Raw genomic sequence first — 12,029 nt, forward strand, 5'->3', positions numbered from 1 at the left:
GCGGCAAGGCGCCCAGGTAGGACGCAGATGCGTGGGAAAAGCACCTCTCGGGGCGTGTTCGAGGGTGCTTTTCCCACGCATCTGGATGGGTGATCAGTCCCACGGTGCTTTTCCCACGCATCTGCGGGGGGAGGCAGGCGCTCCCGAGGGGGGTGGGTCAGCGGCCGCGGCGGGACTGCTTGATCAACCACTCCTGGAGGTCGAGGCACGGGGTGCCGTCCTCGGCGACGCCCCGACGCGTCCAGGTGCCGTCGGAGGCGAGCTCCCAGGCGGCGGTGCCGGGGTCGAAGGCGACCTCGAGCAGGCGGCCGATCTCGTCGCGCGACTCCTGACCCGGTACGGCGACCAGCACCTCCACGCGACGGTCGAGGTTGCGGTGCATGAGGTCCGCCGACCCGATCCAGGCCTCGGGCTCGCCGCCGTTCTCGAACCAGAAGATGCGGCTGTGCTCGAGGAAACGACCGAGCACGGAGCGGACCTCGATGGTCTCGCTCAGACCGGGCACCCCCGGACGCAGCGCACAGATGCCGCGCGTCAGGAGCTGCACCGGCACCCCGGCCCGCGAGGCGGCGTACAACGCGTCGATCACGGCCTCGTCGACGACGGAGTTGGCCTTGAAGCGGATGCGTGCCGGGCGCCCCTCGCGGTGGTGCTCGACCTCCCGCTCGATGCGCTCGACGAGCCCCTTGCGCACGGAGTGCGGCGCGACCATGAGCTGGGAGTACGACGGCTGGCGGGCGTAGCCGGACAGGTTGTTGAACAGGTGCGCGACGTCCTCGGTGATGCCCTCGTGGACCGTCATGAGGCCGAGGTCCTCGTAGCTGCGCGCGGTCTTGGGGTTGTAGTTGCCCGTGCCGATGTGGACGTAGCGGCGCAGCCCCTCGGCCTCGTCGCGCACGACCAGGGCGAGCTTGCAGTGCGTCTTGAGACCGACCAGGCCGTAGACGACGTGGCAGCCGGCCTGCTCCAGCTTGCGCGCCCACTTGATGTTGGCGCCCTCGTCGAAGCGGGCCTTGATCTCGACGATCACCAGCACCTGCTTGCCGGCCTCGGCCGCGTCGATGAGCGCCTCGATGATCGGGGAGTCGCCGGAGGTGCGGTAGAGCGTCTGCTTGATCGCGAGCACGGCGGGGTCGACGGCGGCCTGCTCGATGAAGCGCTGCACCGACGTCGAGAACGAGTCGTAGGGGTGGTGCAGCAGCACGTCGCTGTTGCGCATCTGGGCGAAGACGTCGACCGGCGACGCGGTCTCGACCTCCTTGAGACGCGTGTGGGTGCCGGGCAGGAACGCGGGGAACTTCAGCTCGGCGCGGTCGATGTCGGCGATGTCGTGGAGCCCGCGCAGGTCCAGCGGTCCCGGGACGCGGACCACCTCGGCGGGGTTCATGCCGAGCTCGTGGACGAGCAGGTCGAGGACGTGGTCGTCCATCGACTCCTCGACCTCGAGGCGCACCGGCGGGCCGAAGCGTCGGCGCAGCAGCCCCTTCTCCAGCGCGGCCAGCAGGTTCTCCGCGTCGTCCTCCTCGACCTCGAGGTCCTCGTTGCGGGTGACGCGGAAGGAGTGGACCGCCACCACGCTCATGCCGGGGAACAGCGGCTTGAGGTGCTCGGCGATGACGTCCTCGAGCGGCACGAAGCGCTGCTCGTCGACGGCGAGGAAGCGGTCCAGGATCGGCGGCACCTTGACCCGGGCGAAGTGCTCCTTGTGGGTCTTGGGGTTGCGCACCAGCACGGCGAGGTTGAGCGAGAGCCCGGAGATGTAGGGGAAGGGGTGCGCCGGGTCGACGGCCAGGGGCGTGAGGACCGGGAAGATGCGCTCCTTGAACAGCTTCTTCATCTTGCGCTGCTCGTCGCGGTCGAGCTCGGGCCAGCGCAGGATCTCGATGTCGTGCTCGGCCAGCGCGGGGACGATGGTGTCGCGGAAGCAGGCGGCGTGGCGCTGCATCAGCTCGGTGGTGGTGGCCCAGATCAGCTCGAGGACCTCGCGCGGCTGCAGTCCCGAGGCGGAGGGTACGGCGACGCCGGCGACGATCCGGCGCTTGAGGCCGGCGACGCGGACCATGAAGAACTCGTCGAGGTTGGAGGCGAAGATCGCGGCGAACCGGGCCCGCTCGAGCAGGGGGACCGACTCGTCCTCGGCCAGCTCGAGCACCCGCTGGTTGAAGCGCAGCCACGACAGCTCGCGGTCCAGGAACCGGTCCTCGGGCAGCTCGTCGGAGGTGACGTCGTACACGGGCTCGACGTCGTAGCTGTCCGGGACCCGGGCCGGGGCGTCCTCGGCCATGGCGGCGAGCGAGGAGTCGCTGTGGTCCTCGAAGGGCTGGGTGAGCCTGGCCCGGCTGGTGGCGCGGGTGCTGGTCGAGGTCATGTGGTCATGATCCCACTCGCAGGTGAATGGGGGGTGAAGTCGTTTCGCGGCCACTAGCGTCTCGGTCCATGGCCCCGAAACCGTCGCTCGCCGACCGCGTCCAGTCCGCCGTGTTCACCCGGGCGATGGCGCTCGCTCCGTCGCGCCAGGCTCGGCTCGCCGGGCGCCCGGTCGTGGTCGAGGGCAACACGTTGAGCGCGCAGACCCAGTGGATGCTGCGGCTGATGAAGATCGCACGGGAGAAGCCGGTCGAGGACCTGCCGATGGAGGCGGGGCGGCGGGCGCTCGTGCGTCAGACGGTGATGATCGGCGGCGACCAGCCGATCGGGTCGGTGGAGTCGTTGACCGTGGCCGGTGCTGCAGGGCCCCTGGACGCACGGCTCTACGTGCCGGAGGCGCTGCTGGGCTCCTCGACGCCCGGACCGCTCACCGTGTTCTTCCACGGCGGCGGGATGATCTACGGCGACCTCGACAGCCACGACGCGATGTGCCGTTTCATCGCCGAGCAGGCCGGGACGCGCGTGGTCGCGGTCGACTACCGGCTGGCTCCCGAGCACCCCTTCCCGGCCGGCGTGGAGGACGCGTGGGCGGCGTACTGCGACGTCCAGGACCGGGCGGCGTCGCTGGGCGGCGACCCGGCGAGGATGGCGGTGGCCGGAGACTCGGCCGGTGGGTACCTCAGCGCGACGACCGCGATCGAGGCCGCGAAGGCCGGCCGACCGCTGGCCTTCCAGCTGCTGATCTACCCGATGACGGACGCGTCGGCGTCGTACCCGAGCCGGAAGACGTTCGGGTCCGGCTTCTACCTGACGACGGCGTTCATGGACCTGGCCACGTCGTCGTACGCCGCGGACCCGGCGGACCCGCGGGCGTCAGTGATCGTCGCCTCGCTGCCGGAGGGGCTGGCGCCGGCGTTCGTGTGCACGGCCGGGTTCGACCCGCTGCGTGACGAGGGCGAGGCCTACGTCGAGAAGCTGCGCGAGGCCGGGGTGGAGGTGTCGGCCGAGAGGTACCCCGGGGAGATCCACGGCTTCGCCAACCTCATCGGGGTCGAGGGCTCCACGCGCCGCGCGATGCTCCACACCGTCGGTCACCTCCGCCGCGCCCTCCACCCCGCCTGACCCCCTCCGGCCCCGCGAAGCGTCGCTGGTGTACGCGCGAAGCGTCGCTGGTGTACACGCGAAGCGTCGTTCGTGTACGCGCGAGGCGTCGCTGGTGTCCGCGCCCGGTGTCCGGGGGCGAGGCTCAGGACGAGTGGGCCGGGGCGTACATGACGTCGGTGTCCTCGGGCGCGTGCGTGAAGCCCCGCCGCTCGTAGAGCGCCACCGCCACCTCGTTGTCGGCCTCGACGTACAGCAGCACCTCGGGTACGCCGCGCCCGTGCAGGTGGGCGAGCCCCGCGTCCAGCACGACCCGGCCGAGGCCGCTGCCCTGCTCGGCGGGGGAGACGCCGACGACGTACACCTCGCCGCGTCCCTCGTCGGCGCCGCTGTCGTGGACCTTGGTCCAGTGGAACGCCACGATCTTCCCGGCGCGCTCGGCCACGATCAGGCCGGCAGGGTCGAACCACGACTCCGCCATCCGCTCCTCGAGCCCGGGCCGGCGCAGCTGACCCTGCTCGGGGTGGTCGGCGAACGCCGCCGCGTTCACGGCGAGCAGCCCGTCCTCGTCCTGCCCGGGCACGAAGGCGCGTACGACGACGCCGGCGGAGGCGGGGCGCACCTCGTCGAGCCGGTCGGCCGGGCGACGCATCACCCAGAGCTCGCGGGTCGCGGTGAACCCGAGCCGCTTCGCGACCGCGGCCGCCGCGGGGTGGTTGCCGTGGGACCACGCCGTGAGCGGGATGCCCTCGGTGATCTCGGCGGCCGCCTCGGCGAGCTCGCGTCCGAGGCCGCGGCCGCGCGCGTCCGGGTGCACGGCGAGGTCGAGCTCGGGGCGTCCGGCGCCGTGGAGGCCGTGGACGTAGGCGAAGCCGTCGCCGTGGTCGGCGATCAGCAGCAGACCGCCCTCCAGCCCGCGTCGACGCAGCGTCAGGACGGCCGCCTCGTTCAGCGGCGAGCGACGGTCGGCCTCCAGAGCGCCCGCCACGACACGGCGTACGGCGTGGGCGGCGGAGCCGCCGTCCCAGCTGAAGGAGTCGGGGTCGACGCGTCGTACGGACATGGCAGGCAGGGTACGCGGCTCGGCGCCGGACGCCGTCTCGCGCGCGCACGAGCGCCGTCTCGCGTGTACACAGGAGACGTTTCGTGCGTACAGGAGCGACGCTTCGTGCGTACAGGAGCGACGCTTCGTGCGTACAGGAGCGACGCTTCGTGCGTACAGGAGTGACGTTTCGCGGGGAGGCGGGGGGAGGGGGAGGGGAGGGTCAGGCCGAGGCGGGCTGGCCGGCGTCCTTGCTCTCCTTGGGGGGCAGCACGAAGCGGTAGCCGACGTTGCGGACCGTGCCGATGAGCTGCTCGTGCTCGGTGCCGAGCTTGGCGCGCAGCCGCCGCACGTGGACGTCGACGGTGCGGGTGCCGCCGTAGTAGTCGTAGCCCCAGACCTCCTGGAGGAGCTGCTCGCGGCTGAAGACGCGCCCGGGGTGCTGGGCGAGGTACTTCAGCAGCTCGAACTCCTTGAAGGTCAGGTCCAGCGACCGGCCCCCGAGCTTGGCGGTGTAGGTGATCTCGTCGACCGTGATCTCCCCGGACCGGATCACGTGGCTCTCGGGGTCGTCGCCGCGCTTCTGGGTCAGGCGGGCCTGGGCCAGCCGGATCCGGGCCTCGACCTCGGCGGGGCCGGCGACGTTGAGCACGACGTCGTCGAAGTCCCAGTCGACCGAGACGACGCCGAGCCCGCCCTCGGTGACGATCAGCAGGACCGGCGAGGCGGTGCCGACGGTGCGCAGCAGACGGGTGAGGTCGCGCGCCTGGGCGAGGTCCTGGCGCCCGTCGACGAGGATGACGTCGGAGGGCGGGGCCTCCAGGAGCGCGCTGCCCTCGGCGGGCAGGACGCGGACCTGGTGGGAGAGCAGCGACAGTGCGGGAAGCACCTCGACGGAGGGCTGGAGTGCGCTCGTCAGCATCAGGAGGGTGCTCATCACACCTCCTCGTCACGTCGGTTCGTGCGGGAGCTCCCGGGCCCGGAGGCGCCGGTGAGCCGGTCGACGGCACACCCTTGAGCCGCTTCCTCGATGAGGCAGGATACCGAACATGTCCGACGACGCGGCGAAGGTGACCATCCGACTGTGGGCCGGCGCCCGCGCCGCCGCCGGCGTCGACGTGCTCGAGGTCGACGTGACGGGGCCGGTGTCGGTGAGCGAGCTCGCCGCCCAGGTCGTACGTCGAGCCCCTGGCGGTCAGGCGGACCCGGGCCGGCTGGCGCGGGTCCTGGAGGTCTGCTCCGTCCTGCTGGGGGACCGGCCGCTGGGTGCCGCCGACCGTGACCTGGCCGCGGTCCAGCCGTCGACGACCGTGGAGTTCCTCCCGCCCTTCGCCGGCGGCTGACCGTCCGCGGCGCACGGCTGGACACCACCCGTGACCAGCCGTAACCCGTCCGCGCGGAACTCGTTGCACTCGGCAGAAGAGAAGAGTGCACGTCGTGCTTCGCGGGGGTGAGGGCCGTTGTCGGCCCTGCCGGGGGACTCTCGGGGGATGAGGAGAAGCCGGCAATGGCGTAGCGACGTGCAGGTGGCTCAGCCACCGTGGTGACGAGCGGGGGCTCGAGACGTCACCGGGGGAACCGAAGGCCCTCGTCTCCAGCTGGAGGCGGGGGCCTTCGCCGCGTCCAGTCGCGACTCCTGTGACGCCTGGGACCGGAGCCGGCCGGGACGTCCCTCCTTGTGGGGAGCGACCGCGGGCCGTTCGGCCAGGGGTGGCCGTAACGAGGCCTGACTAGGTTCGTTGGCTGTGTGGGGTGGCGGTCCGGGCGGGGGCCTGGGACCGCTTGCCTGCGGGTCGCTTCGGCGATGCCGCCGGGCCGGGTGGACTTCCTCCCAAGATCCACTCGGCCCGCACTCCGCGCGGGCGCCCGAAGAAATCGGACAAACCTTTCGAACCGGGCATAACCTCCAGCCGCGACCCGCGTTGAACGGGTGTCGTCGCGGCCGGGGGGCCTGACGACGACAGCGGACGAGCTCCTCCCAGCTCACCGCCACGGCCGGCCCGTCGACCACCTCCCAGGTCGACGGGCCGCCTCTTTTTTCCACCGATGTCGGCATCCGTGCCCCGTCGGCCTGGCCGAACGGACCGTCCTGGCGGCTGAACGGGCGCGATCCCGTTTGTCGTCACCGAGCCTCTGGGAGGATCGAGGCATGGGAGTCGGCGACTGGGTGGTCGTCGTGGTGCTGGTCGCTGCGACGATCTTCGGTGCGCACCGAGCCCTCACCGACGGTCGCTTCCGCGGCACCCACCGCGTGCGGGACGCCGCGGGGGCCGAGCCCGCGCCCCCGACGACAACGCCCTCGACGACCGCAGCGCCCCCGACGACCGCGGCGCCCTCGACGGGGGCCGCGATGCCCACCCCCGCAGCACCCGAGGGCCCGACGCCGGCGCACGACGTACCCGACCGGCTCACCGCGGCCGACCTGGGCGCCGAGCTCGGCGAGCGCGCGACGCTGCTGCAGTTCTCCTCGGCCTTCTGCGCCCCGTGCCGCGCCACCCGTCGCGTCCTCGCCGACGTGGCCGCGGTCGTCCCGGGCGTGACCCACGTGGAGGTCGACGCCGAGTCCCACCTCGCGCTCGTCCGCCGGGTGGGCGTGCAACGCACCCCGACCACGCTCATCCTCGCCGCCGACGGTGGTGAGGTCTCCCGCGCATCCGGCGCGCTGCGCAAGCCGCAGGTGCTCCACGCGCTGTCCAGCGCGGTGCAGCCGTGACGGCCGGCCACGAGTTCGTCCGCGACGACCGGCTCGACGAGCTCTCCGCGTCGGCCGACGAGCGCGTCACCGCCACCCACCGCCAGTCGCGCTACCGCCTCGGCGTGCTCGGCGGCGACCTGCTGGTGATCCTCGGTGCCTCGATGTTCGCGGGCTGGCTCGCCGGCTGGCCGATGGTCGTGCCCTCGCGCACCGACGCCCTCCAGGGATCGTCCATGCGGCTGATCGGGACGGGCATCGGGATCGTCTGGGTGGTCATGATCTTCGGCTTCAGCGGCTACTCGCGACGACGCCTCGGCGTCGGCACCCAGGAGTACACCTCGGTGCTGCTCGCCACGACCGCCACCGCCGGCTGCACCGCGTTCTTCGCCTACCTCACCTGGACCGACCTGCCGCGCGACTTCTCCCTGGCGCTGTTCGCCGGCGGCCTCGTCGGCCTCGGGCTCTGGCGCTACTCGGCCCGCCGGATCGTGCGCGCCCTCCGGGTCCGCAACGCCTACGTCGTGCCGACGGTCGTCCTGGGCGGTCGGGCCGAGGTCGAGCGCGTGCTCCGCATCTTCGAGCGCGAGCCGTGGGCCGGCTACGCCGTGCAGGGCGTCGTGCTCACCGACGACGCGTCGGCGTACGCCGAGGTCGACGCGGTCCTCGGCTGCCCCGTCGTGGGGCTCACCACCGACGTCCGTGAGCTCCTCGAGCGGCTCGAGACCCAGACGCTGGTGATCGCCTCGACCGGTGGCATGGGCGGGATGGGCGTGCGCCGGCTCATGTGGCAGCTCGAGTCCAGCGACCTCGACATCGTGGTGGCGCCGTACTTCAACGACCTCGACAGCGCCCGCATCGACGTACGCCCGATCGCGGGCCTGCCGCTGCTGTCGTTGCGCCAGCCGGAGTTCACCGGCCCGCAGCGGCTGCTGAAGCGGGTCGCCGGCGCGGTCCTGGCGGCCGCGCTGCTCGTGCTCCTGGCTCCGCTGCTGGCCGTCATCGCCCTGATGGTCAAGCGCGACAGCCCCGGCCCGGTCCTGTTCCGCCAGACCCGGGTGGGCCGCGACGGGCGCCACTTCCAGTGCCTGAAGTTCCGCACGATGTACGTCGACGCGGCCGAGCGTCACGCCGAGCTCGTCCGGCTCAGCGGCGGCACGGCGCTGCTGTTCAAGATGAAGAACGACCCGCGGGTGACCCGGGTGGGACGCGCGCTGCGGCGGCTGTCGCTCGACGAGCTGCCGCAGCTGGTCAACGTCGTCACCGGGTCGATGGCGCTGGTCGGCCCGCGCCCGCCGCAGCCGATCGAGGTCGAGCAGTACACCGGCGACCTGCACCGCAGGCTGCTCGTCACCCCCGGCATGACCGGGTTGTGGCAGGTCTCGGGACGCTCCGACCTCACGCTGACGGAGTCGGCCCGCCTGGACCTCTACTACGTCGACAACTGGTCGTTCGTGCTCGACGTGGCCATCGTGCTGCGCACGGTGCGCGCGGTGCTGACCGGCCGCGGCGCCTACTGAGCCGGCGTCGGTCTACGGGGCCGCGAGCTCGGCGTCGACCATGATGCGCGCCAGGTCGCGGGCGTGCGTCTGGGCCTTCCAGCCGAGCGTGCGGTGCGCCTCGGAGGCGTCGCCGATGAGCGAGTGGGCCTCGGGCGGCCGCGTGAAGCGCGCGTCGATGGACACGTGCTGGTTCCAGTCGAGCCCGACGTGGCTGAAGGCAGCCTCGGTGAACTCCCGCACGGTCGTGCCGGTGCCGGTCGCCAGCACGAAGTCGGTCGGCTCGTCCTGCTGGAGCATCAGCCACATGCCCTCGACGTACTCCGGGGCGTAGCCCCAGTCGCGCACGGCGTCGAGGTTGCCCAGCACGAGCTCGTCCTGCTCACCGCGCGAGATCGCGGCGACCCCCCGGCTGATCTTGCGGGTCACGAAGTTCTCCCCGCGGCGCGGTGACTCGTGGTTGAAGGTGATCCCGGAGACGGCGTAGAGGCCGAAGGTCTCGCGGTAGTTGACGGTGCTCCAGTGCGCGAAGAGCTTCGAGGTGCCGTACGGCGAGCGCGGGCGGAAGGCGGTGTCCTCGTTCTGGGGCGGCGGGGTGAGCCCGAACATCTCCGAGGTGGACGCCTGGTAGAAGCGGCAGTCGAGCCGGGCCGCCCGGATCGCCTCGAGCAGCCGCACCGTGCCGCCGCCGTTGGTGGAGGCGGTGTACTCCGGGATCTCGAAGGACAACGGCACCTGGCTCATCGCGGCGAGGTTGTAGACCTCGTCGGGGGCGACCTCCTGGACGAGCCGGCTGATGACCGTGCCGTCGTTGACGTCGCCGTAGTGCAGGTGCAGCGCGGGGTCGCCGACGGTGGCGGCGTCGTCGGGGGCGTCGACACGGCCCCGCTCGACCATCGCCTGCAGGCGTCCGATGTTGGCCGAGGAGGAGCGCCGGACGAGCCCGTGGACCGCGTAGCCCTTGGCCAGCAGGAGCTCAGCCAGGTAGGACCCGTCCTGTCCGGTGATCCCGGTGATCAGTGCTGTCTTCATCGCCGGACATGCTAGGCGACGCCGTCCGTTGTCCACATGTCGGAAGGTGTATCCACCTGGTGAGACGCGGGTTTCCGGCCGGTTGTGACGCCCCCTAGTCTCGACGGGTGTTCTCGACCATGTTGACGCGGCGCCGGGCAGTGGACCACTGCCGCATGCGCTCGTCGCTGTGTCCCTCCTCCTGATCCGGCCCAGCTTCCCCGCGCACCTCTGCGCCCCGCCCAGGAGACCTTCCCCATGCCACGCACCCCCTCCGCTGCCGTGCCGTCCGCGTCGGTCCAGCCCTCGTCGGTCCAGCCCTCGTCGGTCGAGCCCGTCGAGACCTCGTCGGTCGAGCCTGTCGAGACCTCGTCGGTCGCTGCGCGACCTGCTCGATCGACGGGAACGGTCGACCCGCGCGGTCAGCGGTTCTCGGCCTGGTTGACGACCGGCCTGCTGGTCGCCGCGCTGCTGCTGGCGCCCGGCGCAGCGACCGTCTCGTTGTTGGCCCTCCAGCTCGTGGTGTTCGCCTCGGGCGTGCTGCTCGGACCCGCGCGCACGCCGTACGCCTGGCTGTTCCGCACGCTCGTCCGCCCGCGCATCGGGCCGCCGAGCGAGACCGAGGACGCGCGTCCGCCGCGCTTCGCGCAGGCCGTCGGGCTCGCCTTCGCGACCGTGGCCCTCCTCGGGTACGCCGCCGGCGCGCCCGTCCTGGGAGCGGTGGCTGCCGGGATGGCACTCGCCGCCGCGTTCCTGAACGCCGCCTTCGGCTTCTGTCTCGGCTGCGAGGTGTACCTCCGCCTGACCAAGCTGCGCGCCCGGCCCGCCTGATCTCGACGACGGTCGCTGTGCGACCTGCTCCCTGGATCGAGCCCGTCGAGATCATCGACGTGAACCCCCAGACCAACCCATCCAACCGACAAGCACAGCCGGGACCAGCCCGGCGAGAAAGAGTGAGGAACCCATGAGCCGCGAATCAGCTCTCGTCACCGCCCAGTGGGTCGAGGAGCACCTCGACGACGACGGCATCGTGCTGGTCGAGGTCGACGAGGACACCTCGGCCTACGACGCCGGCCACATCAACGGAGCCGTCAAGCTCGACTGGACGACCGACCTGCAGGACCAGGTCCGTCGCGACTTCGTCAACAAGGAGCAGTTCGAGGCCCTGCTGAGCGAGAAGGGCATCAGCAACGACGACACCGTGATCCTGTACGGCGGCAACAACAACTGGTTCGCCGCCTACGCGTACTGGTACTTCAAGCTCTACGGCCACGACGACCTCAAGCTGCTCGACGGCGGTCGCAAGAAGTGGGAGCTCGACGGTCGTGAGCTGACCGACAAGCCGGTCGAGCGCGAGCGCACGTCGTACACGGCGAAGGACCAGGACCTCTCGATCCGAGCCTTCCGCGACGAGACCGTGGCCGCCATCGGCACGCAGAACCTGATCGACGTCCGCAGCCCCGACGAGTTCGCCGGCCGCCTGCTGGCGCCGGCGCACCTGCCGCAGGAGCAGGCGCAGCGTGCGGGTCACATCCCGACCGCGGGCAACGTGCCGTGGAGCAAGGCCGCGAACGACGACGGCACCTTCCGCGACGACGACGAGCTGCGTCAGCTCTACACGGACGCCGGCGTCGACGAGGCCAAGGACACCATCGCCTACTGCCGCATCGGCGAGCGCTCCTCGCACACCTGGTTCGTGCTGCACGAGCTGCTGGGCCTCAAGAACGTCAAGAACTACGACGGTTCGTGGACCGAGTACGGCTCCCTCGTCGGCGTCCCGATCGCGCTCGGCGACGAGCCGGGTGACGCCTGATGTGCGGCGCGACCAAGGGCGGGCTCTCGCTCGACGGCGTGGACGTGAAGAAGGAGGCCGTCGTGCAGGGCGTCGTGCTGGCCGACGGCCAGCCCGCGTCGCCGGCCTACGTGCGGCTGCTCGACCGGACCGGTGAGTTCACCGCCGAGGTCCCGACCTCGGCCACCGGCCACTTCCGCTTCTTCGCCGGCGACGGCGAGTGGACCCTGCGGACGCTCGTGCCCAAGCACGACGCGGTCGACAAGAAGATCGTCGCCAAGGTCGGCGAGGTCGTCGAGGTCGAGATCACCGTCTGACCCCGCTTTCCCCGCGAAGCGTCACGTGGGTACGCGCGAAACGTCACGTGGGTACGCGCGAAACGTCACGTGCGCAGCAACCGTTGTCCCGGTGGTCGAGCAGGTTGCGCAGCAACCGTTGTCGAGACCCGGTGACAGCACCACCAGACCCCCGTCGAGCCCTGCTCGGCGGGGGTCCTGTCGTTGCTGGACCGACACAAAGTGACGT

General features: G+C 71.6%; 11 protein-coding genes. 7 read left to right on the plus strand and 4 right to left on the minus strand.

The window, feature by feature from the left end; genetic code table 11:
* Positions 1–157: 157 nt before the first annotated feature.
* Positions 158–2,284 carry an RNA degradosome polyphosphate kinase gene (locus tag G7072_RS19555; RefSeq protein WP_206063491.1) on the minus strand — a complete coding sequence of 709 codons (2,127 nt, stop codon included), beginning with the start codon at positions 2,282–2,284 and terminating at the stop codon, positions 158–160.
* Positions 2,285–2,436: 152 nt separating this feature from the next.
* Between G7072_RS19555 and G7072_RS19560 the strand changes: the two genes are divergently transcribed.
* Positions 2,437–3,489, plus strand: coding sequence for an alpha/beta hydrolase (locus G7072_RS19560; protein WP_166089388.1), 1,053 nt, complete (start codon positions 2,437–2,439; stop codon positions 3,487–3,489).
* 124 nt (positions 3,490–3,613) lie between these two features.
* On the opposite strand, the gene mshD is transcribed toward G7072_RS19560, so the two are convergent.
* On the minus strand, positions 3,614–4,531 hold the full coding sequence (mshD, locus tag G7072_RS19565) for a mycothiol synthase (protein WP_166089390.1): 918 nt from the start codon (positions 4,529–4,531) through the stop codon (positions 3,614–3,616).
* Between the two features lie 202 nt (positions 4,532–4,733).
* Positions 4,734–5,447, minus strand: a complete 714-nt coding sequence (locus G7072_RS19570; RefSeq protein WP_166089392.1) for a response regulator transcription factor — start codon at positions 5,445–5,447, stop codon at positions 4,734–4,736.
* A 112-nt stretch (positions 5,448–5,559) separates the two neighbouring features.
* On the opposite strand from G7072_RS19570, the gene G7072_RS19575 reads away from it, so the two are divergent.
* From G7072_RS19575 to G7072_RS19585, 3 genes are all read left to right on the plus strand, one after another.
* Positions 5,560–5,853: a MoaD/ThiS family protein gene (locus G7072_RS19575; RefSeq protein ID WP_166089395.1), complete on the plus strand. Its 294-nt coding sequence runs from the start codon at positions 5,560–5,562 to the stop codon at positions 5,851–5,853.
* A gap of 806 nt (positions 5,854–6,659) precedes the next feature.
* Positions 6,660–7,223: a thioredoxin family protein gene (locus G7072_RS19580; protein WP_166089397.1), complete on the plus strand. Its 564-nt coding sequence runs from the start codon at positions 6,660–6,662 to the stop codon at positions 7,221–7,223.
* Positions 7,220–8,722 (plus strand): sugar transferase, encoded by a 1,503-nt coding sequence (locus G7072_RS19585; protein WP_166089399.1) that lies wholly within the window; start codon positions 7,220–7,222, stop codon positions 8,720–8,722. Before G7072_RS19580 ends, G7072_RS19585 begins: the two co-directional genes overlap by 4 nt.
* A gap of 12 nt (positions 8,723–8,734) precedes the next feature.
* Here the strand turns inward: G7072_RS19585 and gmd are convergent, their stop codons facing one another.
* Positions 8,735–9,733 (minus strand): GDP-mannose 4,6-dehydratase, encoded by a 999-nt coding sequence (gmd, locus tag G7072_RS19590; RefSeq protein ID WP_166089401.1) that lies wholly within the window; start codon positions 9,731–9,733, stop codon positions 8,735–8,737.
* Positions 9,734–9,970: 237 nt separating this feature from the next.
* Here gmd and G7072_RS19595 point away from each other — a divergent pair, with 237 nt between their 5' ends.
* From G7072_RS19595 to G7072_RS19605, 3 genes are all read left to right on the plus strand, one after another.
* Entirely contained in the window at positions 9,971–10,543 is a 573-nt protein-coding gene (locus tag G7072_RS19595; protein WP_166089403.1) for a DUF4395 domain-containing protein, read from the plus strand.
* A 133-nt stretch (positions 10,544–10,676) separates the two neighbouring features.
* Positions 10,677–11,525 (plus strand): sulfurtransferase, encoded by an 849-nt coding sequence (locus G7072_RS19600; RefSeq protein ID WP_166089406.1) that lies wholly within the window; start codon positions 10,677–10,679, stop codon positions 11,523–11,525.
* Positions 11,525–11,821, plus strand: coding sequence for a DUF1416 domain-containing protein (locus G7072_RS19605; RefSeq protein ID WP_166089408.1), 297 nt, complete (start codon positions 11,525–11,527; stop codon positions 11,819–11,821). Before G7072_RS19600 ends, G7072_RS19605 begins: the two co-directional genes overlap by 1 nt.
* Positions 11,822–12,029: the final 208 nt, after the last annotated feature.

This window comes from Nocardioides sp. HDW12B (genome assembly GCF_011299595.1).
Lineage (GTDB): Bacteria > Actinomycetota > Actinomycetes > Propionibacteriales > Nocardioidaceae > Marmoricola_A.

Excerpts from the sequence above, each read along its gene's own strand:
- mshD (WP_166089390.1), bottom strand. The coding sequence starts at position 4,531 with ATGTCCGTACGACGCGTCGACCCCGACTCCTTCAGCTGGGACGGCGGC.
- gmd (WP_166089401.1), bottom strand. The coding sequence starts at position 9,733 with ATGAAGACAGCACTGATCACCGGGATCACCGGACAGGACGGGTCCTAC.
- G7072_RS19575 (WP_166089395.1), top strand. The coding sequence starts at position 5,560 with ATGTCCGACGACGCGGCGAAGGTGACCATCCGACTGTGGGCCGGCGCC.
- G7072_RS19595 (WP_166089403.1), top strand. The coding sequence starts at position 9,971 with ATGCCACGCACCCCCTCCGCTGCCGTGCCGTCCGCGTCGGTCCAGCCC.
- G7072_RS19580 (WP_166089397.1), top strand. The coding sequence starts at position 6,660 with ATGGGAGTCGGCGACTGGGTGGTCGTCGTGGTGCTGGTCGCTGCGACG.
- G7072_RS19555 (WP_206063491.1), bottom strand. The coding sequence starts at position 2,284 with ATGGCCGAGGACGCCCCGGCCCGGGTCCCGGACAGCTACGACGTCGAG.
- G7072_RS19560 (WP_166089388.1), top strand. The coding sequence starts at position 2,437 with ATGGCCCCGAAACCGTCGCTCGCCGACCGCGTCCAGTCCGCCGTGTTC.
- G7072_RS19600 (WP_166089406.1), top strand. The coding sequence starts at position 10,677 with ATGAGCCGCGAATCAGCTCTCGTCACCGCCCAGTGGGTCGAGGAGCAC.
- G7072_RS19605 (WP_166089408.1), top strand. The coding sequence starts at position 11,525 with ATGTGCGGCGCGACCAAGGGCGGGCTCTCGCTCGACGGCGTGGACGTG.
- G7072_RS19570 (WP_166089392.1), bottom strand. The coding sequence starts at position 5,447 with ATGAGCACCCTCCTGATGCTGACGAGCGCACTCCAGCCCTCCGTCGAG.